Raw genomic sequence first — 21,604 nt, forward strand, 5'->3', positions numbered from 1 at the left:
CGAGACTGATGGAGGGTGCCGATATGCTCGCGGGCGACTTCGCTTAGCGGAACCGTGGCTGTTTCGGCGGAGCATTCGCCCGGATCTCGTGAAGCGGCGCATGTTTGCCAAGGAGCCTGAGCAGCTTGCGCTCCTCCGCAGGGTCCACGGCCAGCTTCTTGCAGTGATCGGCAACATCGTGGTCGTGGGGACCAGGAACGTGTACCTGTCTGTTGTTCATGTTCTTCATGGCTCTTCCTCCTTTGCCGAAGATAACGCATGACGAACCCTGATCGTTCGGAGCGATACGACTTGATTGGATAACCCCGTGCGCTTGCGCCCATCTTCAGACAAGAATGGTCATTTTCGCAGAAAACAGCGCTTGCCGTTATATAGCTGTTTGATGCTCGGCTTCCCCGAAAGAAGGTATTGCCTCGTGTTTGCGCTTCTTGGCCAAAAGACAGCGCGACCGAGCCTCTCCCCTCACCGCACGACAGGCGCCTCATAGCGCGAGGTTTCCACCGTTATCCGGTTTAGAGGCTATGGTATCCCTCACCCGTCTGTCTGTTACACCGACCCTCATATCTCCGGTCTAGCGGCACCGCAGGACACACAGCGAGAGCGTAGAGATCTGCTTGTCGAATTTTTAATGGCCTGTTATTGCTCGTTCTTCTCCAGATAACGGAAATTATCTGCACTTTCATTTCAATCACCATACGCCGAGGTAGAGCTACCGGATTTTGACGTACGAGCGGCCGGTCGGTGACGTGTTTCCTTTGCACCGGCCAAAGCCATCAACATTGGCTTTATCGCAAACTCTCCACGTTGTGCTCGCTTTGTGAGATACCGTAGATAACCGCCTGCGGAATTGATCTCCCCTGCCCTCTCGAAGATGCATGCGAGCACAGTCGCTGCGTTCTGCGGGCCCATGACGCGGCAAGCGTCCTTGTAGGCAGATGGACTGATCTGCAGCATTGAACTCACCATTGTTCCGGCGGCAATGAGGTCTTGCCACGTCTTGATCGTGCCCGCCGGGCCGTAACTGCGCACCTCGGGGCACGCTTGGAGGACGAGCGATAGAGGAAGCGGATAGATTGCTGCGGGAGCATCCGTGCTAGGGATGGGGGTTTCGGCGTTCCCGGTTGGGATGTGCACCCGGTCATCGAACGCGACGGCGGAGGAGCGGTTTACTGCCGTAAACTCGGATACCGGTGCTTCATTCGCAGCTTCAGAATCAAGAGGAGATTCAGATTCTGTTATCTGTATGTGCCGCTCATTTTGTGAGTCATTGCCGCTCGGATTTTGAGCTTTAATGAGCATTTCCAGCTGCTTGATGATTTCCTCGCGGAGAGTCTCCAACGTGGCCAAGGCCGACGCGATCAAACGGGTAGATGCGACCCTTGGCAATTGGTCGAGGATCTGATGGAAGCGCTGCTGAGCGCCCAGCCATTCACCGGGAAGCTCCTCGATGAGTGCAGCGTTGATGAGTTTGGAGATGTCGCGGCGGCAGAGCGTGAGGCGTTCCTTGAGAGTCTGCATATAAAGGCGATCGGCGGCGACCTTTGCGGCAAGCTGCTCGATTTCCGTTGCGCGGACCAACAGAGGCGCTAGCGAGAAACCGTAGGCGTCATTGATTTCGCCCTGGCGGTTCTTGCGCGCGTAACGCTTTCCATTGGGGCTGTCCTTGCGGATGATGAGACCGGTGGTGACGAGTGCGGCCATATGCCGGCGGATCGTCTGCTCGGCCATTCCGTGGCATCGGAGCGACAGCTGCGCATTGGAAGGAAATACGACAAGGCTGTTATCAGCCGAAAGTTCGCTCTTCGGATAGAAGCTGAGCAGTGCGTTCAAAACGGTCAGAGCTCTGTCCGAGATTTCGAGCAGAGGCTTTGCTTCGCACAGGGCGCGATAGATTTTCCACTTGTCGACCGAGGCACTTGCCCCGACGTCCCGGCTTGTCACCTGGCTTGTGAGCATGCCAAGTGTCATCGGCCGCCGCCCAAAGGGCGTCGTCACACTTCCGCTTTCCATTTTCTTCGCCTTCTTCAAGGCAAAAGGTATCAGCTCACCGAAAATAGGTGCCGGAGACTCTTGACTATGTTGTGCGGAAATGTGATTCTCTGGGTGTCTAGATCAGAGAGGGCTTCCGCGGCGGCAACGTTTCGGGGGCCTTTTCTTTTGCTATTGATCTCCGTTCTTTCGTGAATCTTTGCTCGTCTCGAACGCCTCGTAGAGACGATCCAGATTGTCCGCGATGTAGGCGCCGAAGGCTGATGCCTCCCTCGCCTTGAGCGCGATAGTGAACTGCTTTCCGTCGTCCTTGATCTTCGCCTTCACGGAGCCATCCTTGCGGTGCCATTGGCTGATGGCAGATGCTGGTGTTACGCTTTGTGCGGGCGACGATGGCGTCCTGCTGAGAAAGGCAACAAGCATGTCGAAGCGTGCGTCCGGTTCTGCGGCCTCGAATTCCGGCGTTTCGACAAACAGCCTTGCTCGCTCCGGAGCGTTTTCCTCTTCGAATTTCACCGAAAGATCGTGCCAGCGGTCGCGGCCGGTTGCGCGGGCGGCGCCGATTGCCGAAAGAACCTCGGTCGGGATGCGTCGCGTAACCGAGAGCATCTTGGAGACCGTGGTCTTATCGGCGCTGAGCGCGGCCATAATGGTTTCCCGATCGAAACCGAGCGTGTCGAGTTTGTCTGCAAACATCGTACGCTCGATAAACGAGAGGTCCGCGCGCGCGGAATTCTCCTGGCCCTGAGCAATGACGTGGTCGCGGTCGGCGAGCTTCTTGACGACGGCGCGAACCGGCCGGCCCAGTTCTTTTGCGGCGCGTGCGCGGCGATGGCCGAATGCGATCTGATATTTCCCATCCTTCTCAGGGTGGGGTCGGACGAGAATCGGCGAATCCTGGCCACGCAGGCGTATGGCTTCCACCAGTTCGCGAAACTGTTCGTCGTTATGCGCGAGGCGATCGCTGACGAAGGAATCTTCGATGAGCGCGGTGTCGAGATCTATGACAGTTTCGCCGTGGGCGAGCTTGTCTTCGATGTCGCGTGCGGCATCGGCTCTCGCGGCGAGGGCGTCGATACTGCGGGTAACGGCACCCAGCGCGCCGATACCCTTGTAGGTGATCTGCTGCCTCTCTGCGTCGCTGCTGGGTTCGTGGTTTACGGCCGTAAACGTCTTGGAATCGTCCATGAGGCCCGAGAGAATATTCTTACGGGCCATTTGGTTTCCTCCGGACGGTCAAGCGGTTTACCGCGGTAAATCGGGGATAGTTCATTTGCGTCCCCATGCCTTGTGTATGAGCTCAGCAACCTCGCCATTCACCGCACTCATGGCCTCCATCGCGCGGTCATAGGTGGCACGGGTAAACTGGTTGCGCTCCACCTCATACAGGGTCTGGTTCGTCATCGCCGCATCCGAAATCGCCACGCTTCGAAGCATGGGATTGGTGAGCACGTGATTGCGGAACATGGAGCGCATGAAGGCAACCATCTGGGTCTGCGGGCCATCCTGCGGGTCGTAGCGGGTCACGAGATAACGAAGCCAGTCGAGATTCATGTTGCCGCCGGCGCCCTTCAGCGTGTTCAGCACTTCGCCCAACATTTGCAGGAACTGGCACATCGACATCACGTCGAGCATCTGCGGATGCACGGTGATGAGCACGGCGGTCGCGCCGCAGATTGCGCTCATCGTCAGGAAGCCAAGCTGGGGAGGGCAGTCGATGACGACGACATCATAGTCGTCGGCGACTGAGGACAGCGCCTCATCCAGGCGGGCAAAGAAGATGCGGCCGTAATCGCTGGTCTTGCCCTGTGCAAGAACGCGCGGTGTATCGTGCTCGAACTCCATCAGTTCGAGATTGCCGGGTACGAGGTCGAGATTGGGGAAATTGGTCTTGCGGATGATTTCCTTCAGCGGCCGCCGCTGGTCGTCGTAACGGATTGCCGCATAAAGCGTCTCGTTCTCGTCGACATCGAATTCCGGCTGGAAGCCGTGGATTGCCGAAAGCGAGGCTTGCGGGTCGAGGTCGACCGCAAGAACACGATGGCCGGTGAGCGCCAGATGCTGGGCGAGGTGGGCCGCACTGGTGGTCTTTCCGCTGCCGCCTTTGAAGTTCACCACGGCAATGACCTGCAGATGTTCGTTGCCCTTGCGGTGCGGAACGTAGCGGGTGCTGCCCCGGGCGTTCTGATCCAGGAACAACCGCATCTCGTCCATCTGCGCAGCAGTGTAGGATCTGCGGCCGGATGGCGTCACCTGGGGGAGGGGACCCTTGCTTTCGAGGGAGAGGTTGCGGAGATAGCCGCTCGTGACGCCGAGAAAGCGGGCAGCCTCCGCAAGCTGAAATTCGCGCAGGCCCTTCATGGCCCGGGGCGGAAACATTTCCAATCGATGCTGCTTCAGCTTGTCTGACAGTTCCTGAGCCTGGCCGATGATCAGCTGATCGACGTCAGAAATTGCTTTATCAATTGTGGGTGCCATGTTCATGGAAATCTCGAAAATGCGATTTAAACAGCGCGCAGGCTATGAAAGCGCATTTAGACGCCGATTCTCATTTTCTTGCAAGGCAATTAGGGTTAACAAGGAGTTAACGCTTTTCGTTGAGAGGCGCCCGAGGGCATTCTTGGCGTCATTGCCAGTTTCAGGAGTGTCTGGAGTCCGAGTATGAGCTGCGGAACCTAAGGGCGGGTTTTCTTCCGTAATGCCGCGAAGATTAACCATATCAGCGCATTAGCGGAGTGCCGCGGCGACTCCAAACCGGTCCAAATCGGATTCGGTAGGCACCGTTGATCTTACTCTACACCCCGTCGAAGTCCATCCATTAGCAGGCGAACAAGGCGCCGGGAACGTTCCCGCCATTCCGGGGAGTCGGGAATGGAGTAGATGCTGGAGAGCGCGTGGAGCAGATCGGTGCTGTTGACATCGCTCCGGATCAACCCCTTGGCGGCGGCGCTGTCGACCAGCTGCCGAAAGGCGCCGGAGATGAGCCCGGCGCTTTCGGCGAAAAGCTCGGAGTTGGAATTGAGCAGAACACGCAGGCTTTGCGCCATGCCGCGCTTTGCGGCAATGTAGCTGACGAAGCGGTTCATCCATTCTTCGAGCGCAACGTCGGCAGGATGTTCGGCCAGAAGTTCGCTTGCAGCTGTCGCGAGATTCTCAAGCTCCCGCCGATAGACGACCTCAACCAGATGCTCGCGGGTGGGAAAATGCCGGTAAAGCGTACCGATGCCAACGCCGGCGCGTCTGGCGATCTCCTCCAGCGAACCTTCGACGCCGTGATCGGCGAAGACGACGGCTGCAACGGCGATCAGCTTGTCGCGGTTGCGCAGCGCATCGGCTCGCATACGCCTTTCGGGCTTTGCGTCGTCTTCGCCTGCTTCCTTTCCACCCAAAAGCCTCTCCTGCAGATAAGGGCTTGACGCTGCCGCGCATGCCGCTAGTTTATTCGGAGGCGCCTCCGTTTAACTGGAGTGCCGTGCACTTGTTATCGCAGAAAGAGGCGAAATGTCATGTCTCGATTGCACAAGGCGCCGTAGGTGAACACGAACGCCGCAGCGTGTGGGGCCAGTCTTAGCTTTCGCAGGAGCTCCCCACTCAAGAGCGGCAACTTTTGATGACGATGCAATCCCTCCGGCGAGCCAGGAGAATACCATGACCCGGACAATCAATCTCAAGCTTGATATCAACGGCAAGTCTCACGAGTTAGCCGTCGAACCCCGTGTAACGCTACTCGATGCACTGCGTGAACATCTTGGGCTGACCGGCACAAAGAAGGGCTGCGATCAGGGCCAGTGCGGCGCCTGCACCTGTCATGTCGATGGCAAGCGGGTCCTTTCCTGCCTGACGCTTGCCGCGCAGGTCGAGGGCCGAGAGGTCACGACGATCGAAGGTCTTGCGGGCGAAAACGGTAACCTGCATCCGGTCCAGGCGGCCTTCATCGAACACGACGCCTTCCAGTGCGGCTATTGCACCCCGGGGCAGATTATGTCCGCCGTCGCCTGCATCCGCGAGGGTCATGCGGGTTCAGACGCGGAAATCCGCGAATACATGTCCGGCAATCTCTGTCGGTGCGGAGCCTATAACAGCATCGTTGCGGCGGTGCGCGAAGCGGTGGAGATAGCCTGATGAAAGACTTTTCCTATCTCCGTGCGTCCTCGGCCGATCAGGCGAGCGCGGCAGTCGCCCAGTCGGGTGCGATGTTCATCGCCGGCGGCACGACCCTGCTCGACCTCGCCAAATGCGGCGTGAGCAACCCCGAAACGGTCGTCGATATCACGCATCTTGCCGGCCTCGGCGGGATCACCGTGGATGCCGCCGGCGCCACGATCGGGGCGCTCGCCAAAATGAGCGACGTGGCCGACCACAAGGATATCCGCGCCGCTTTCCCGGCGGTGTCGGAGTCGCTGTCGCTTGCCGCATCCGCCCAGCTTCGCAACATGGCGACGATCGGCGGCAATCTTCTGCAGCGGACCCGCTGTTCCTATTTCCGCGAGCCGGGCGTCTTTGCCGCCTGCAACAAACGCAATCCCGATTCCGGCTGCTCGGCGATTGGCGGCGTGACCCGCAACCACGCGGTTCTCGGCACCAGCAAAGCCTGTATTGCGGCCTATCCCGGCGATCTCGCCGTGGCGCTCGTCGCTTTCGACGCAGTGGTCGAGTTGGGTCGTCGCAAGGTTGCTGTCGACGATTTCTTCCTCATACCCGGCGTTACACCGGACGAGGAAACGGCGCTTGAGCGCGGTGAGATCATCACCGCCATTACCATTCCAGCCTCGACTGCCGCTCGGAACTCGACCTATCTCAAAGTTCGCGACCGGCAGTCTTACGAGTTCGCCGCGGCAAGCGCCGCGGTCGGCCTTGAATTCGAGGCGGACGGTAAGACGGTACGTGATATTCGCGTCGGGCTTGGGGGCGTTGCGACAAAACCCTGGCGGGCACGCGCCGTCGAAAAAGAGCTCACCGGGAAGGTTCTCGACACGCAAGGCGTCGAGAGGGCGAGCCGGCTCGCCGTGGACGGCGCCGTCTCCTCTGGAGGCAACCACTACAAGATCGAACTTGCGCCGCGCGTCGTCGCCCGCGCCATCCTGACAATGGCCCAGAATATGGGAGCCCTCGCATGACCATCATGGAACCCCGCAAACGCGGCGACGCCTCCGACGGCATGATCGGCGGCCGTCAATCCCGCTTCGAAGGCGGCCTGAAGGTCACGGGTGCTGCGACCTATGCGCTGGAATATCCGGTCGAAGGACTGACCCATGCCGTCCTCGTTCAGAGCACCATTCCGGCCGGGCGCGTGGTCTCGATCGATGCCTCCGCCGCGCTTGCCGCGCCGGGTGTGCTGATGGTGCTGACGCCGGACGACGATTTTGGCATGACCGTCGCGACCGACTGGTTTGGCAACCGGCCGGAAAACCAGCCCTATATTCCGCTGCCGCGCGAGGTGCGGTTCAACGGCGAGACAATCGCAGCCGTGGTCGCGGAAAGCCGGGAACAGGCCTTCGAGGCCGCGAAGCTGGTGAGCGTCACCTATGAGGAAGCCCCTCATGTCGCGAGCCTCTTCGATCCGAGGGCGGGCGAAGGCACCGTGATGGATCACCTGAGTTCCGACTGGGGCGATGCCGAAGCCGCGCTTGCCACCGCACCCGTCCAGATCGAGGCGGAATACTCCACGCCCCGCGAGTATCACACCGCGATGGAGCCGCACGGATTGACGGTGAAATGGGACGGCGACCAGCTGACGGTCTGGGAGCCCAGCCAATGGTCACACGGCATGGCGCGTACCTATGCGGAATGGTTCAACATCCCCTATGAAAATGTCCGCCTTATCTCCCCCTTCATCGGCGGTGGTTTCGGCTCCAAGGGTGCGGTGCTCGCCTACGGCGCAGTGGCAGCCTTCGCGGCGAGAAAGCTCGGCCGGCCGGTGAAGCTTGCGGTCACCCGCCCGCAGAACTTCACCAGCTATGGCGGGCGCGCCGCGACGCGCCAGACGCTCAGGCTCGGTGCGACGGAGGATGGTATCCTTCAGGCCATCGTCCATCGCGGCGCGAGCGAAACGTCGACTTACGCTGTCTGGCCGGAGCAGACGGGTGCCGCGACGCCGATCCTCTACAAGGTCGAGAATTTCTCGTCGCAGCACCGCGTCGTGCCGGTCAATACCGTGACGCCCGGGGCGCTGCGCGGCCCCGGCAAGAACCCGAGCTCCTTCGGCATCGAAAGCGCCATGGAAGAGCTTGCCTACAAGCTCGGCATGGACCCGCTCGAACTTCGGTTGAAGAACGATGCCGATCACGACTACCAGTCCGGGAAGCCGTGGGCGACCCGCCGGCTCCGCGAAGCCTTGATCGAGGGCGCCGAAGCCTTCGGCTGGTCGAAGCGCAGTCATGCGCCGCGCTCCATGCGTGATGGTAAGACCCTGATCGGCTGGGGCATCGGCTGCGGCACGTTCCCGGTCATCCAGGCGCCGAGCGAGGCAATCATCCGCATTCTCAGGAATGGCCGCGTCGGGGTCGTCAGCGGAGCGATCGACATGGGGCAGGGGACCTATACCATCCTCGCCCAGACCGCGGCCGAGGTCTTCGGCATTCCGGTCGACCAGGTCGAGGTCCATCTCGGCGATTCCCGTCTGCCGGGTTCGGCGATCGCCGGCGGCTCGATGCTGGCGGGTTCCATCGTCGGCGCCGTGCACAAGGCGGCAACCGCCGCCCGTGACGAGCTGATCGGGCTGGCGCTCAGCGACGCAAAGTCGCCGCTGCGCGCGACCGGTGCCAACACGCTGACCTTCAGCGACGGGCGGATTGCCGCACCGCGCGGCGAAGGTCCGTCGCTCACCCTGCCGGAACTGATGGCAGCGCTCGGCCGCGACGAGATCGAAATCCGCCGGAACACGCTGCCGGATGGCGCCACCGCCCAGGAGCATCATCAGGCCTGGACGACGATGGCCAAGGTGCAGGGGCCGACAATGGGCGACTATTCTATGCACAGCTGGTGCGCTCATTTTGCCGAAGTGCGGGTGGATGAGGATTTCGGCACGGTGCGGGTTTCCCGCATGGTTTCGGCCTTCGACTGCGGCCGGCTCTACAATCCGCGGCTGGTGGAAAGCCAGTGGCGCGGCGGCATCATCATGGGCATCGGTCAGGCGCTTCTGGAGGAAGGCCTTGTCGACCTGCGCAACGGCCGCACCGTCAACAACAACATGGGTGATTATCTGGTGCCGACCAATTCGGACGTGCCGGATATCCAGGTGATCTCGGTCGGCGTACCGGATTACAATGCCTCGGCATTGGGCGGCAAGGGCGTCGGCGAAGTCGGCATCGTCGGTGTCGCGCCAGCAATCGCCAACGCTGTCTTTCACGCAACCGGCAAACGAATCCGGGAATTGCCGATCACGCTGGAAAAGCTGATCTGACGGTTGAGCGCGGAAGACTTGCATTCAGGCGTTATCCCTTCTCCGGCTATGGCCGGGGAAGGCTCTCCCGCTCCGGGGCCGAGCCAGGGTGAGATCGTGCGGCGCGCACTCTTACGCTCCGGACGGGCTCGCTACACGGATCAACTGCATAAAAAATGGGCTGGCGTACCGATCCTGCGAAAACAGGCCTGTAATTGACGCGCAGGTTGCGATAAAGGCTGTTTACGCGACCGCCGCCGAAAACTAGCCCCCAGGCTCCGATCGCCAAAATCATCTTATGTAAAGCAATGGCGGCATGGCGTTGAACCGGCCGCAGGAGAAATGCTTATGGCCGTGTTGAGCGAGAATGCGCCCCGTTTCGAGAAGACGACGATGTCGATCCTTGTGGCCGTCAGCTTCTGCCACATGCTGAACGATATCATGCAGTCGCTGCTTGCTTCGCTCTACCCGCTCTTCAAGGCGAACTACGATCTCGACTTCGTCCAGATCGGCCTATTGACGATGACGTTCCAGGTGACGGCTTCGCTGCTGCAGCCGATGGTCGGCATCGTGACCGACCGCTGGCCGATGCCCTATTCGCTGCCGGTCGGCATGGCGAGCACCTTCTGCGGTCTCGTGCTGCTTGGCAATGCCGGAAGCTTCGAACTGCTGCTGGTCGCCGCCAGCCTGATCGGCTTCGGTTCGGCTGTCTTCCATCCGGAATCCTCGCGCGTCGCGCGGCTTGCGTCCGGCGGCCGCCACGGCTTCGCGCAGTCCTTCTTCCAGGTCGGGGGCAATGCCGGACAGGCAATCGGTCCGCTGCTGGCCGCCTTCATCGTGCTGCCGCTCGGCCAGCACAGCGTTTCCTGGCTCGCCGTCATCGCCGTCGTCGGCATGATCGTGCTTGCGCGCGTCGGCAACTGGTACATAAGCCACCGCCGCCAGAACGCCGGCAGGCCGGCCGTCAGCCGCGCCCTGCCGCTGCCGAAGAGCCGGGTCGTCTGGACGCTGCTGATCCTCGTGCTGCTGACTGCGACGAAGAATGTCTACATGGCCAGCATGTCGAGCTACTTCACCTTCTACGTCATCGAGAAGTTCCAGCTGAGCGTCCAGTCGGCGCAGGTCATGCTGTTCCTCTTCCTGGGTTCGGTCGCCGTCGGCACCTTCCTCGGCGGGCCGATCGGCGACAGGTTCGGGGCGCGCTTCGTCATCTGGTTCTCGATCCTCGGCGTCATTCCCTTCGCGTTGCTGCTGCCCTATGCGAATTTCTTTTGGACCTGCGTGCTCAGCGTCGTCATCGGCCTGATCTTCGCCTCCGCCTTCTCGGCGATCGTCGTCTTCGCACAGGAGTTGGTGCCCGGCCGCGTCGGGCTCATTGCCGGCGTGTTCTTCGGCTTCGCCTTCGGCGCGGGCGGCCTCGGCGCTGCCTTCCTCGGCGATTTCGCCGACAGCCACGGCATCGCCTTCGTCTACAAGATCTGCTCGTATCTGCCGCTGCTCGGCCTGTTCACGATCTTCCTGCCGCGCATTCCGAGGTACCGGGTGGCGTGACGCGCCGCCACGCGTGAATTATCCTAAGGCCCTATCGCGCGGCATGCTCTTCCAGTGATAGCGTGCGGCGCAAGGAAATGCCGGAGGATGACATGACCAAGAAGACGCTCGCGGATTGGGCCGCACTCGCCGAAAAGGAGATTGGCGGCTCGCAGGAGAAGCTGACCTGGCATACGCCCGAGGGCATTGTCGTCAAGCCGCTCTATACCGCCGCCGATCTCGAAGGAGTGAGCGATCTCGATTCCCTTCCGGGATTTGCGCCCTTCACTCGCGGGCCGCGAGCGACGATGTATGCCGGCAGACCCTGGACAATCCGGCAATATGCAGGCTTCTCGACGGCCGAGGACTCCAACGCCTTTTACCGCCGTAACCTCGCTGCCGGTCAGAGGGGTCTATCGGTCGCTTTCGATCTCGCCACTCACCGCGGCTATGACAGCGATCATCCGCGCGTCATCGGCGACGTCGGCAAGGCAGGAGTCGCAATCGACTCGGTCGAGGACATGAAGATCCTCTTCGACGGCATTCCGCTGGATGAAATGTCGGTATCGATGACCATGAACGGTGCCGTGATCCCGATCCTCGCCTCCTTCATCGTCGCGGGCGAGGAGCAGGGCGTTTCGCCGGCCGAGCTTTCCGGAACCATTCAGAACGACATTCTGAAGGAGTTCATGGTCCGCAACACCTATATCTATCCGCCAGAACCTTCGATGCGGATCGTCGCCGACATCATCGAATATACGGCGAAGGAAATGCCGAAGTTCAATTCGATTTCGATTTCCGGCTACCACATGCAGGAGGCCGGCGCGACCTTGGTGCAGGAGCTTGCCTTCACGCTCGCCGACGGCCGGGAATATGTCCGTGCCGCAATCGCCAAGGGCCTCAACGTCGACGATTTCGCCGGACGGCTGTCCTTCTTCTTCGCGACCGGCATGAACTTTTTCATGGAAGCCGCGAAACTGCGCGCCGCACGGCTGCTCTGGGCGCGGATCATGGAAGAGTTCGAACCGAAAAAGGCGTCCTCGCTGATGCTGCGGACCCATTGCCAGACGTCGGGCGTGTCGCTGCAGGAGCAGGATCCTTACAACAATATCATCCGGACCGCCTTCGAGGCGATGTCGGCGGTTCTCGGTGGCACCCAGTCGCTGCACACCAATTCCTTCGACGAGGCGATCGCACTGCCGACAGAGTTTTCGGCCCGCATCGCCCGCAACACCCAGCTCATCCTGCAGCACGAGACAGGGGTCACCAAAGTCGTCGATCCTTTAGCCGGCTCTTATTATGTCGAACACCTGACGAACGACCTTGCCGAAAAGGCATGGGCGCTGATCGAGCAGGTCGAAGCGCTTGGCGGCATGACGCGCGCCATCAAAGACGGCCTGCCGAAGCGGCTGATCGAGGAAGCGGCCGCACGGCGGCAGGCTGCGGTGGACAAGGGCGACGAGGTGATCGTCGGGGTCAACAAATACCGGCTCGAGAATGAACACCCGATCGATATTCTCGAGATCGACAACAGCGCGGTGCGAAGCGCGCAGATAAAAAGGCTCGAGGAAACAAAGCGGCGACGCGACAGCGCCGCGGTTGCACAGACACTTAGCACGCTTTCAGAGGTTGCGCGGAGCGGCCAAGGCAATCTGCTGGCTGCGGCGGTCGAGGCAGCGCGGGCGCGCGCCACCGTCGGTGAAATCTCCGATGCAATGCGTAAGGCCTTCGGCGATCACGTCGCCACACCCGAGGTCATCAAGGACGTCTATGGCGAGGCCTATCGCGACGAGCCGGAACTCGCCGTATTGAAAAGCCGGATGTCGGAGGTAACCGGCGCGCTTGGGCGCAAGCCAAAGATCATGGTCGCCAAACTCGGCCAGGACGGCCACGACCGAGGCGCGAAGGTGATCGCGTCGGCTTTCGGGGACATAGGCTTCGACGTGCTTGCCGGTCCGCTGTTCCAGACGCCGGAGGAGGCGGCCCGGATGGCGATCGGAGAAAACGTCAATGTCATTGGCGTCTCATCGCTTGCGGCCGGCCACAAGACACTGCTGCCGCAGCTCGTCGAAGCGTTGCGAGCAAACGGCGGTGGAGATGTCATCGTCATCTGCGGCGGCGTTATCCCACGGCAGGATTATCAGTTTCTGGCCGAAAACGGCGTTTCCGCCATCTTCGGGCCGGGAACCCATGTGCTCGACGCGGCAAACTCGGTGCTCGATCTGCTTCAGGGCATCAGGCGAAACACCTGAAGCCGCCGGCAGCTCAGGGCGCCGGCTGTCCGCCGAAGAATGTGAAATAGCCCCAGGCGGCGCCGAACAGAATAAGGATGGTCAGTACCACGAGAAGCTTTCGCAACGCCGGATTCGGCTTGCGGGGCGGCTTCGGCCTTTGAAATTTGATGACGTTATCATCCATCAAGGCGTCCTAACCTGATTGCGCCGCTGAGGACATTTGGCGCCTGGCATAATCAAAGCAGGCCCCGCTTGGCGAGGTTCGCCATCAATGCCGAAATGCCGAACGTCCATGGCGGGCATTCGGTCGAGAGCCGAACGGTATTGACGAGCGATCCGAGACCGGCGGAAGAAATCTCGACCACATCGCCGACCTTGTGCGTGAAGCCCTGATTGGGAGCGTCCCGATCTTGTGTCGGTGCAAAAAGCGTACCGAGGAACAGCATGAAGCCATCTGGATACTGGTGGTGCGCTCCACAGGTCTGCTTGACGAGATCGCTCGGGTCGCGGCTGATCTTCGACATTGAGCTCTTGCCGTGAAGCACGAACCCGTCCTGGCCGGTGACCTTCAGATCAAGCTCGGCCTTGCGCACGTCGTCAAGGCCATAGCTCGCGTCGAACAGGCGCAGGAGGGGACCGATGGAGCAGGAGGCGTTATTGTCCTTCGCCTTGCCGAGCAGCAGTGCGGAACGGCCCTCGACATCGCGCAGGTTGACATCGTTGCCGAGCGTTGCGCCCTTGATCTCGCCGCGGCTGTTGACCGCGAGCACGATCTCGGGCTCCGGGTTGTTCCAGGTGGAGATCGGATGCAGGCCGACATCGGCACCCCAGCCGACGGAGGAGAGCACCGGCGACTTCGTGAAGACTTCGGCGTCCGGTCCGATGCCGACTTCGAGATATTGTGACCACATCCCCTCATCGATCAGCGCCTGCTTGACTTTGGCCGCTTGCGGCGAGCCCGCCTTGATATTGGCAAGGCTGCCGCCGATCAGCACGCCGACGCGGTCGCGGATCGAGGCCGCGCGATCGGGATTGCCTGCAGCCTTCTCCTCGATCACGCGCTCGATCATCGATTGTGCAAAGGTCACCCCGCAGGCCTTCACAGCCTGAAGATCGACCGGCGCCAGAAAATAGGGTTTTGAAGCGTCAGGACTGCCGGTGCTGTTTGCCGCAATCGCGTCAACGGAGCCGAGCGTCTTGCCCTTGGCCTCACGAACGAAAGCTGCCGGATCGGCTTTCTCCAAAAGCGCACTCAATGTCGGCGCTTCCCTAGATGTGATGTCGACGATCTGTCCATCCCGAAGCGTGATGATCGCGGGGCCAGCCGCCTCCGGGTTCCAGGCGCGGCCAACAAACAAGCCACCTGATGAGGCGGGGTCGAGAAGCTGGGACATGATAACCTCCATCGCGATCGAACTTCTACAGATGATCCTTATCTTGCCGCCTTCGGCAGCGCGCGATATCGATCACATCTCTCCCGGCGGGGCAAGCTCAAACCGCGACGGGAACGACGGTCGCGGGACTCTATGCTGTTCGGCATCGGCCGCAGAGGCTACCGCCGCGCAGCCCAGGCCAGGCCGCGGCGAAGGATGAGAGGCATGTATGGATGGTCGAACTCGGCTGCAGCATGGCCAAGCGCGGAATAGAAGACGCGGCCTACGCCGAAATGGCGTTTGAACACGACAGGCATCACGACATTGCGGGTCGCAGCGTCGTGTTCGCCGGTAAACGTCGTTGTTGCGAGGATTTCGACGGAGGGATCGTAGTGCAGGTAGTACTGCTCCGAGCGATAGTCGAAATCCGGTATGCCATGCATCAAGGGGTCGTTTTGCCGGCTGACGTTCACGCGGAAGTCGATGATGTTACCCGGATGTGAAACCCAGGTGACCCCGGAGACATAGCGGAAGGGGGCGCTTTCCTTGAAAGAAGTAGCAAGCGCGCCATGGTGGCCGCCGAGACCAAGGCCGCCGCGAACGGCTTCCGCCAAAGCATCCGCGTGGGCCTTCTCCAGCTTTTCGCCGGTAATGATCGGAACGACGAGATCCGCCTTCGCGATCACCGGCGAGCCGAAGATGTCGAGATCGCTGGTCACGTCAACGGAAAATCGGTCTTCGCGCAGCAGCTCGCCGACGACGGCCGCGCATTGCTCCGGCTCGTGACCCTGCCAGCCGCCCCAGACGATGATCGCTTTGCGCATGCTCTGTCTCCCTATGCGGATGCCGCAGGATTTCGTAGCACAGTGGCGTTGCGGCCACTCAAACCAGATAACGCCCGTGGTCGAGGATCGCAAGCGAACGCGCCGGTGCGCCGACACGCGGATGGGGTTGACGGCGGCAAGGCATGGCTGTCAGCTCCCGCGTTATCTGTGGGAGGAGTCTGCATGCTAAAATCTTTCGAACATATCGGCATGACGGTGAGCGACATGGATCGCGCCATCGGATTCTATTGTGGCGTGCTTGGCCTTCGCCTGCATTTGCGCAAGGTGATGCCGGACGGCTCGCACGTGGCGTTCCTCGACGCCGGGGGCGGCATGCTGGAAATGTTCGCGCCTCTCCATGGGGCAGCACGCGCGACGGACGTGCCGGAAGGGGTGGCCGGTCTACGCCACCTGACGTTTCTGTTCGGCAGCGTCGACGAAACCTTTGCGAAGCTTGAAGCGGCGGGCGTTGAGGTAAAAGAGCGCCCGCGTCTCGCTTACAATTCAGAAGTTCTGCACAAGGTCGCTTTTCTGCGCGATCCCGATGGCATCCTTATTGAGCTTGCCGAGAGGAAGGACTGAAGCAAAGGTGGTTTTCTTCGACGCGGCCTAGAAGCAGTTCGCTTCAAAATTCTCTTGAGGAAGTAACCACTCCGTAAGCGAAATCTCGTAGCTTTTAATCATGCTATTTACGTTTCGGGTTGGGGCGTCATGGTTCGTAATAAGGAAGATTGGATCAGCCAGCGGGCGTACGCCATTTGGGAGGCCGAAGGGCGCCCCTATGGACGCGACGGGGAGAATTGGGGCCAAGCGGCCGCCGAATTCGAACAGCTCGAGATGACAAGGGCTTCTCCCGATGGGACCGACCTCATCGACAGGTTGCGTGCCAGCGGCCGCCTCATGCGCGTCAGTGATAATGACGCGGTTTGCACTGCGGGCGCTGTCCGGAAACCGCTCCGTCACATGGCCAAGCGCTAGCGATACGCTGCGCGCGGTCTGTGAGAAAAACCCCGCCCGTCCGTGTATCGGCGTGCGCTGTCCTTCTCTGGAAGGGGCAAGGCGGCACAAATAAACCGCGCCGGCCAATCGCCCGGTCTGCGTCGCAATAGTGGGAGGGCGACGGGAGCGAGTTTAGCCGATCTCGCGGCTAATGCTGCGCTTTGTGTTCGGAAGCCAAGGCCAGGATCAGGTCGTCTGCCGCGTCGGCTATGGCCATTGCTACTTCCGCAGCCTCATAACCTTGAGCTTGGGCGGAGCGGATAATTTCCAGAAGTCTCGGCTCGAACACGGCTCGCGTGTGAAGGAGCCGCTTAGTAAACTTGACATTGTCAAAATTGGTATCGAGTAGGTGCATCGGATTTAAACCCTCGCGAAGACTAACGCGAGTGTGTACCGAAGATACGTTGCAATCAAGCCCTTGATTAACGATTCGTAAAGTTACGTCAATTGGCGCCATCTTTTTACCCACAGAAATTATTATAAAGCGAAAGCTGAACCTAAAGCCAAAAACCAATCAATATTAAGTACATACTTCAGGCGAACTCTATACGTTTTTATTATTGACATTGGCGATTGTCTTTTTTCGTACAGCGTTATTTTTGTACCACAGCTGAACGACCAAGGTGGTCACAAAATGACTTCAAGTACGTTACATCTCAGCCCGATATCTTTTTTTGAACGCGCTATTTACCGCTTCGGTTGAGATTTCATCCGATAAATACAACAAGACAAAGGCAGAAGTTCATTCCATGGCAACCAAATGACATCGATCAACTTCGTTATCATTTTCGATAAGGGCATGTAGGTCGACGCGACGCTGAGCTCGCGTTAAACGCGAAGCGTACCGGAGCGCTCAAGCAGAATGCGAGGCGCTGTGCGTGATGTGGTCAGTATAGATCAGATCCATGCTCTCGATATTACGATACCCAGCATCCCAGCCCACGTAAGCAGAGAAGCTGCAGTTATTGCCAGGAAGCATTTAAGACGGAGTGTCATCGGCCTCTCTTTCCAAAGCCATGTCAGCTTGTGCTTCAAAGCTTGTGCAGGGCGTATGCGGTAGAGATAGAATTCTCCCGTTATTCATTGAGCGATAGGCGACGGAAAGGGCCGAGCGGCAAATGTCCTTGGTTTTTTCAAGAATCTTCCATAGGCTGTTCAAAGTTTGTAATGGGTCGAATTTGAAACGAGCGATATGCTGCGGGCTGCTAGGCGACTTCTATCGAAAGTGCAGACTGGCAAGCAGCGACGGGGCTCCACACGTTCGCATCTCAGTTTTGACAGCAAGGATTATGCGGCCGTTTACGCAGTCGGGGACATCCACGGTTGCTATGAACAGCTACGTGCGGCCTACGCAGCAATTGAGAAAGACGCTGCTGTCATCGGTGGCCGGTCGCTCGTGATCTTCCTCGGCGACTATGTAGACCGCGGATTGCACTCCAAGTCTGTCATGAATTTTCTGTGCAGTCGGTCCAGCTCGTCATTCGAGTCCGTTTTCCTGTGTGGAAATCACGACGAGGAATTTCTTCAGTTTTGCCTCAATCCATCCCGAAAGCTAGCCTGGCTGGATTTCGGCGGTCGGGAAACGCTCATGTCCTACGGGATTGATGCAGATCATATTTTAAAGTCTGCCGGTGGCGCACAAGGTCTTGCCCAAGCTGTCCGGCAGGTCATTCCTGATCAGCATATCGAATTCCTCAAGGGTCTACCCATCCTCGCAAGAGTTGACGATGTCGTCTTCGTTCACGCCGGCATTCGGCCATCGGTACCGCTCAACGAGCAAAGCGATTACGACCTGACGTGGATACGAGAGCCGTTTCTCTCGAAGGGCCCGGGCTTCGAGTTTACGGTGGTGCACGGTCATACGGTAACCATGGAGCCGAGTTTCGGCCGTCAGCGTATCGGCATTGACACGGGGGTCTATGAAACAGGTCGCCTTACGGTGCTCAAGCTGTTAAATGGCAAAGTTTCATTCGTTGACACGAACAGGGTGTCCTCATAGAGCCGACGCTGTCGGTTCTTACCGCCCGTCTCGCCGACGCTCGGCGGTTGCGGCGCTCGCCGGAATGGCAATCTGCATTGCACCCTGGGAACTCAAAAGCTCTGCCGTCAACCATTTGCTAGGAAGTCCCCCATACAGTGCCGCTGCCAGAGGGCAGGATACGACATGACTGTACGGCTCAAATCCTTGATCGCATTGGCGGCTCTTTCGATAGCAATCTGGGCTGGCGCCATTGCGGCGGCGCGATGGGCTTATTTTAAGTATAGCGATGAGCGCATCAGCCAGCGATACACGGCCAGCAAGCGATAATTAGGTATTGCCGAAATGATGTCTGTAGATTCCTTCTGTGGATAAAAGGTTATTTTAGTATATGTAAAGTCAATTAATATTGATTAAGATTTGGATTGTTGCTACATTTCTAGCGGGTCGGGGCCCTAGAAGCCAATATGTTATTCCCCGAGGGCTCGTCTACACCCCGGCGGGCCCTTTATATTGACGCGGCCTCAGTGCGGATCGAGAAGTTTTGCTTAGTAGTTTCTGGCTTACCTGAAGCCGGAGTGGCTCAACCACTCTCTATCGCGAAGCGGATGTTTGTATGCCAGGTCGTGAAAGGACTTCGAAAAGTCAGGCCTTGGCAGAAGCCTAGATCACGGGCGCTCACAACCGCATGCTCACACCCAACGATTTGCCTTGAACTTGGTCAGCCTCTCAGGAAACCGCGATTCCGCTCGCCGGGCCGAGCCTCACTGGGCAAGCAGTTCAGCTTTTACCTTAACTTGGTCTCCCGGCTGCAGGAGGGTGTTTTCCTCGGCCTCGACCTCCTTGAATTGACCCTTCACCTCTCGCACGATCGCGTAGCTAAGGTTCGCCCCCTGGATATTGGGATCGAAACGCGAGGCATCGACGGACTGCTCAAGCGCTTCGGACACCAGGCCTTTGTTCGTTGCAATCTGAAGATTGACTTTGTCAATTTCATCTTCGGTATCCTGCAGTTCCTGAGCGAGCTGGGCGCTACGGTCGTTGCGCAGCGTAATCTCGTCCTGGTCGGCCCTGCTTATGTCCTGTTTGGCACGAAGCGAACTTGTGTCGATGTCGAGCAGCGTCGACTCAATGTCGGACGCACGCTGTTCTGATGCCAGCTTGCGCGCACTGAGCGCCAGTCCACGTTCGGCCAGGTCCTCGACCTTGTTTAGATCCTCCCTCGCCAATTCAAGCTGACGCGTCTGGCTCTCGGTCTTCTTCTGCAGCGAAACAATCTCGCTCGAGAGCAACTTCTTCAGATTATCCAAAGCTTCGAGCTGCAGCGCCAGCCGCTTCTTTCGGGAGTCCATGAGTGCGGCTTCGCTCTCAAGCAGTGTTTTTGCATCTGGAAAGTCTTTGAGCTCCTTCGGAGGCGTGATGACATCCTGGTTGGCGATTTCCGCCTGAAGCCGCGCGCGGCGGGCCAAGAGACGGCCCTTCTGCGCCATGTCGACGGAAACCTCGCCCTTGGCGGAAATGAGGTCCCGCCCAAACCGGCCATCCGTGCGGCGCAGTCCCCCAGCCAGTGTCATGGCTTTAGACAAAGTCAGCTTTGGGGTGAACGGATACTCCCCGGGCTTCTCGACATCGCCGGAGACGAAGATGGGGCGGAACTCAGCCAATTCGACGGAGGCGGAAGGCCGGTTCTTGAGACCGAAGAGAATTTCGAGACCGCTCCCGATATCCTCGGCAATCGCGCTGGTGGGCCGGCCAGCTGCCGGCACCTCGCCGAGGAATGGGAGAGACAACGCACCGGATGGACCAACGGTATAAACGCCCGCCACCGAAGACCAGTCACGGATCGTGCCTTCCGCTGTCTGCCATTCGGCCACGCGGATCGTGACCTTGTCCATAACCCCGAGGACGTAATCATCTGCTCCCCACACCTGCGGCATGGTCATGACCATTGCAGCACATGCCAGCAAAACACGTTTCCGCGTGGCGTTCAGACTCTGGGAAAGACTTGCTCTCATGTCCGGAACTCCGCTACCAAAATAAAGGCTGCCTCGATCTAATTTATGGATACGTCCATTCACTAGGTGTGCACAGTATTTCCATCTATTTATCGATGCGCGCTACTCTATTCTGGCGCAAAAAAGCTAAAATGCAACGATTAATGTATTTGGCATATATCTCATAACGTAAAGTACAATGATTTTGGCCGTCAATTTTTCCAAATAGACAAGACTATTGTTTGCAGGAAGGCGTTGAATATTTGCTTGCCGCGTGTACATCATCCGGGTCTATTGATAATGCTTGGATTATCCTGGGGCGCGCAAGGAATTGGATCTTCGGTGGGTCTGAAGCGACCGTCACCAAGCTCGGAGGACGGCTACACCGTTGCCGGGTGATCGCCGTGATGGGTGTGCAGTATTGGCGCCTGATATACGAAAATGTGCTAGGCACGCGAGCAGTGCGCTAGCGCTATGCGCCGCCTTTGGCTGCCCTGTAGGAGGCTATCGGGACGTCTCAATTGCGATGAAGAAGCGCGCCGTAGCCGCAATCCTCGCCTTCGGATGGGCCAGATTGCCGCCACTTCCAAGCAATGTCGCGATATCCGTGTTGAACAGCGCCGCGACCTGCTGAATATGGTCGGCCTCACGCTGCCATGCGCCGCGCCGGATCAGTCGCCGCCACTTCGAATAATACCGCTTCTCGGCCGCTCGGCTGCAGCGGACTTGGAAGTACTCCGCGTAGAGAGCACGCTCGATTGCCTCGGCGCTGCTTTCGGCCTGCAGCGCCACGCCTGCACTCTCAAGGAGCAACCTGCAGGCACTGAGGCACCGGAAAAGATCGGACGCGTCCCTGAATGGGCGGTCCCAATGCCGGCTCGGGAGGGATTCGCTTTGCGAGAGCCGGGTATAGCCGCTGACAAACCAGGCGGCGGTTTGGGCTTCAGCTTGCCCGAAAGCCTCCGGCGGGCGCCCGACTATATCGGCAAGCTCATCGAGCAGAACGGATTTCTGCCCGTCGCGCGTTCGCAGCGCATTATGCCCGCGTATCAGCTCTGCGAATAGATCGAGTTTCTCGTTAGACTTCATGGGAACCAAACTGCGGCGCAATCGACGGAACCGCCACGCGGGTTTATCCTGCTATCATTGGCAGGTTTAAATGTTAATACACAAGCTCCCGGATTCTGAGTTCACAGAAATTCTGCAGCGGCAACACGCAAGATGAACGTCTAGCCGATTTCCGCGATACTATCGCTTTGCGTATCGAAACAAGAAAGCCCAGGGCCGACGGCTCCTGGGCTG

At 59.3% G+C, this 21,604-nt stretch carries 18 protein-coding genes; 8 read left to right on the forward strand and 10 right to left on the reverse strand.

All coding sequences use genetic code 11. The features are described 5' to 3' along the window. Positions 1 to 43 precede the first annotated feature (43 nt). The 5 genes from ACPYOI_RS13175 to ACPYOI_RS13195 form a co-directional block, all read right to left on the reverse strand. Complete coding sequence (locus tag ACPYOI_RS13175; protein WP_481417297.1) at positions 44 to 229, reverse strand: hypothetical protein; 186 nt, start codon at positions 227 to 229, stop codon at positions 44 to 46. A 455-nt stretch (positions 230 to 684) separates the two neighbouring features. After that, positions 685 to 2,010, reverse strand: coding sequence for a plasmid replication protein RepC (gene repC, locus ACPYOI_RS13180; protein ID WP_481417333.1), 1,326 nt, complete (start codon positions 2,008 to 2,010; stop codon positions 685 to 687). Positions 2,011 to 2,160: 150 nt separating this feature from the next. Continuing rightward, on the reverse strand, positions 2,161 to 3,207 hold the full coding sequence (repB, locus tag ACPYOI_RS13185; RefSeq protein WP_481417298.1) for a plasmid partitioning protein RepB: 1,047 nt from the start codon (positions 3,205 to 3,207) through the stop codon (positions 2,161 to 2,163). Positions 3,208 to 3,258: 51 nt separating this feature from the next. Beyond that, the gene (gene repA / locus ACPYOI_RS13190; protein ID WP_481417299.1) at positions 3,259 to 4,473 is read right to left on the reverse strand and encodes a plasmid partitioning protein RepA; all 1,215 of its coding nucleotides are present in this window, start codon (positions 4,471 to 4,473) and stop codon (positions 3,259 to 3,261) included. Between the two features lie 305 nt (positions 4,474 to 4,778). Beyond that, positions 4,779 to 5,330 carry a TetR/AcrR family transcriptional regulator gene (locus ACPYOI_RS13195; RefSeq protein ID WP_481417334.1) on the reverse strand — a complete coding sequence of 184 codons (552 nt, stop codon included), beginning with the start codon at positions 5,328 to 5,330 and terminating at the stop codon, positions 4,779 to 4,781. A 307-nt stretch (positions 5,331 to 5,637) separates the two neighbouring features. Between ACPYOI_RS13195 and ACPYOI_RS13200 the strand changes: the two genes are divergently transcribed. The 5 genes from ACPYOI_RS13200 to scpA all read left to right on the forward strand — a co-directional run bounded on the left by ACPYOI_RS13200 (position 5,638) and on the right by scpA (position 13,152). Beyond that, positions 5,638 to 6,111: a (2Fe-2S)-binding protein gene (locus tag ACPYOI_RS13200; RefSeq protein ID WP_481417300.1), complete on the forward strand. Its 474-nt coding sequence runs from the start codon at positions 5,638 to 5,640 to the stop codon at positions 6,109 to 6,111. Further along, positions 6,111 to 7,106: an FAD binding domain-containing protein gene (locus ACPYOI_RS13205; RefSeq protein ID WP_481417301.1), complete on the forward strand. Its 996-nt coding sequence runs from the start codon at positions 6,111 to 6,113 to the stop codon at positions 7,104 to 7,106. Before ACPYOI_RS13200 ends, ACPYOI_RS13205 begins: the two co-directional genes overlap by 1 nt. Beyond that, positions 7,103 to 9,391 carry a xanthine dehydrogenase family protein molybdopterin-binding subunit gene (locus ACPYOI_RS13210; protein WP_481417302.1) on the forward strand — a complete coding sequence of 763 codons (2,289 nt, stop codon included), beginning with the start codon at positions 7,103 to 7,105 and terminating at the stop codon, positions 9,389 to 9,391. Before ACPYOI_RS13205 ends, ACPYOI_RS13210 begins: the two co-directional genes overlap by 4 nt. Positions 9,392 to 9,718: 327 nt before the next feature. Beyond that, positions 9,719 to 10,921: an MFS transporter gene (locus ACPYOI_RS13215; RefSeq protein WP_481417303.1), complete on the forward strand. Its 1,203-nt coding sequence runs from the start codon at positions 9,719 to 9,721 to the stop codon at positions 10,919 to 10,921. Positions 10,922 to 11,013: 92 nt separating this feature from the next. Continuing rightward, positions 11,014 to 13,152 carry a methylmalonyl-CoA mutase gene (gene scpA, locus ACPYOI_RS13220; protein ID WP_481417304.1) on the forward strand — a complete coding sequence of 713 codons (2,139 nt, stop codon included), beginning with the start codon at positions 11,014 to 11,016 and terminating at the stop codon, positions 13,150 to 13,152. Between the two features lie 13 nt (positions 13,153 to 13,165). Here the strand turns inward: scpA and ACPYOI_RS13225 are convergent, their stop codons facing one another. The 3 genes from ACPYOI_RS13225 to ACPYOI_RS13235 all read right to left on the reverse strand — a co-directional run bounded on the left by ACPYOI_RS13225 (position 13,166) and on the right by ACPYOI_RS13235 (position 15,331). Next, positions 13,166 to 13,318: a hypothetical protein gene (locus tag ACPYOI_RS13225; protein ID WP_481417305.1), complete on the reverse strand. Its 153-nt coding sequence runs from the start codon at positions 13,316 to 13,318 to the stop codon at positions 13,166 to 13,168. A 52-nt stretch (positions 13,319 to 13,370) separates the two neighbouring features. Beyond that, a complete protein-coding gene (locus ACPYOI_RS13230) occupies positions 13,371 to 14,528 on the reverse strand; it encodes a fumarylacetoacetate hydrolase family protein (RefSeq protein WP_481417306.1) in 1,158 nt (385 codons plus the stop codon). A 158-nt stretch (positions 14,529 to 14,686) separates the two neighbouring features. Further along, on the reverse strand, positions 14,687 to 15,331 hold the full coding sequence (locus tag ACPYOI_RS13235; protein WP_481417307.1) for a ThuA domain-containing protein: 645 nt from the start codon (positions 15,329 to 15,331) through the stop codon (positions 14,687 to 14,689). A 183-nt stretch (positions 15,332 to 15,514) separates the two neighbouring features. Here ACPYOI_RS13235 and ACPYOI_RS13240 point away from each other — a divergent pair, with 183 nt between their 5' ends. The 3 genes from ACPYOI_RS13240 (at position 15,515) to ACPYOI_RS13250 (ending at position 18,329) form a co-directional block, all read left to right on the forward strand. Then, positions 15,515 to 15,913, forward strand: coding sequence for a VOC family protein (locus ACPYOI_RS13240; RefSeq protein WP_481417308.1), 399 nt, complete (start codon positions 15,515 to 15,517; stop codon positions 15,911 to 15,913). A gap of 129 nt (positions 15,914 to 16,042) precedes the next feature. Continuing rightward, a complete protein-coding gene (locus ACPYOI_RS13245) occupies positions 16,043 to 16,309 on the forward strand; it encodes a DUF2934 domain-containing protein (RefSeq protein ID WP_481422934.1) in 267 nt (88 codons plus the stop codon). A 1,246-nt stretch (positions 16,310 to 17,555) separates the two neighbouring features. Next, on the forward strand, positions 17,556 to 18,329 hold the full coding sequence (locus tag ACPYOI_RS13250; protein WP_481417310.1) for a metallophosphoesterase family protein: 774 nt from the start codon (positions 17,556 to 17,558) through the stop codon (positions 18,327 to 18,329). A 743-nt stretch (positions 18,330 to 19,072) separates the two neighbouring features. On the opposite strand, the gene ACPYOI_RS13255 is transcribed toward ACPYOI_RS13250, so the two are convergent. Both ACPYOI_RS13255 and ACPYOI_RS13260 read right to left on the reverse strand, forming a co-directional pair. Next, on the reverse strand, positions 19,073 to 20,323 hold the full coding sequence (locus tag ACPYOI_RS13255) for a polysaccharide biosynthesis/export family protein (RefSeq protein ID WP_168829722.1): 1,251 nt from the start codon (positions 20,321 to 20,323) through the stop codon (positions 19,073 to 19,075). 483 nt (positions 20,324 to 20,806) lie between these two features. Further along, positions 20,807 to 21,391, reverse strand: coding sequence for a hypothetical protein (locus tag ACPYOI_RS13260; RefSeq protein WP_481417311.1), 585 nt, complete (start codon positions 21,389 to 21,391; stop codon positions 20,807 to 20,809). Positions 21,392 to 21,604: the final 213 nt, after the last annotated feature.

It is taken from the genome of Rhizobium sp. SVR5-2C, assembly GCF_056755115.1.

Excerpts from the sequence above, each read along its gene's own strand:
- ACPYOI_RS13205 (WP_481417301.1), top strand. The coding sequence starts at position 6,111 with ATGAAAGACTTTTCCTATCTCCGTGCGTCCTCGGCCGATCAGGCGAGC.
- ACPYOI_RS13230 (WP_481417306.1), bottom strand. The coding sequence starts at position 14,528 with ATGTCCCAGCTTCTCGACCCCGCCTCATCAGGTGGCTTGTTTGTTGGC.
- ACPYOI_RS13260 (WP_481417311.1), bottom strand. The coding sequence starts at position 21,391 with ATGAAGTCTAACGAGAAACTCGATCTATTCGCAGAGCTGATACGCGGG.
- scpA (WP_481417304.1), top strand. The coding sequence starts at position 11,014 with ATGACCAAGAAGACGCTCGCGGATTGGGCCGCACTCGCCGAAAAGGAG.
- ACPYOI_RS13200 (WP_481417300.1), top strand. The coding sequence starts at position 5,638 with ATGACCCGGACAATCAATCTCAAGCTTGATATCAACGGCAAGTCTCAC.
- ACPYOI_RS13210 (WP_481417302.1), top strand. The coding sequence starts at position 7,103 with ATGACCATCATGGAACCCCGCAAACGCGGCGACGCCTCCGACGGCATG.
- repC (WP_481417333.1), bottom strand. The coding sequence starts at position 2,010 with ATGGAAAGCGGAAGTGTGACGACGCCCTTTGGGCGGCGGCCGATGACA.
- ACPYOI_RS13225 (WP_481417305.1), bottom strand. The coding sequence starts at position 13,318 with ATGGATGATAACGTCATCAAATTTCAAAGGCCGAAGCCGCCCCGCAAG.
- ACPYOI_RS13175 (WP_481417297.1), bottom strand. The coding sequence starts at position 229 with ATGAAGAACATGAACAACAGACAGGTACACGTTCCTGGTCCCCACGAC.
- ACPYOI_RS13245 (WP_481422934.1), top strand. The coding sequence starts at position 16,043 with ATGGTTCGTAATAAGGAAGATTGGATCAGCCAGCGGGCGTACGCCATT.
- repA (WP_481417299.1), bottom strand. The coding sequence starts at position 4,473 with ATGAACATGGCACCCACAATTGATAAAGCAATTTCTGACGTCGATCAG.
- ACPYOI_RS13195 (WP_481417334.1), bottom strand. The coding sequence starts at position 5,330 with ATGCGAGCCGATGCGCTGCGCAACCGCGACAAGCTGATCGCCGTTGCA.
- ACPYOI_RS13235 (WP_481417307.1), bottom strand. The coding sequence starts at position 15,331 with ATGCGCAAAGCGATCATCGTCTGGGGCGGCTGGCAGGGTCACGAGCCG.
- repB (WP_481417298.1), bottom strand. The coding sequence starts at position 3,207 with ATGGCCCGTAAGAATATTCTCTCGGGCCTCATGGACGATTCCAAGACG.
- ACPYOI_RS13255 (WP_168829722.1), bottom strand. The coding sequence starts at position 20,323 with ATGAGAGCAAGTCTTTCCCAGAGTCTGAACGCCACGCGGAAACGTGTT.
- ACPYOI_RS13215 (WP_481417303.1), top strand. The coding sequence starts at position 9,719 with ATGGCCGTGTTGAGCGAGAATGCGCCCCGTTTCGAGAAGACGACGATG.
- ACPYOI_RS13240 (WP_481417308.1), top strand. The coding sequence starts at position 15,515 with ATGCTAAAATCTTTCGAACATATCGGCATGACGGTGAGCGACATGGAT.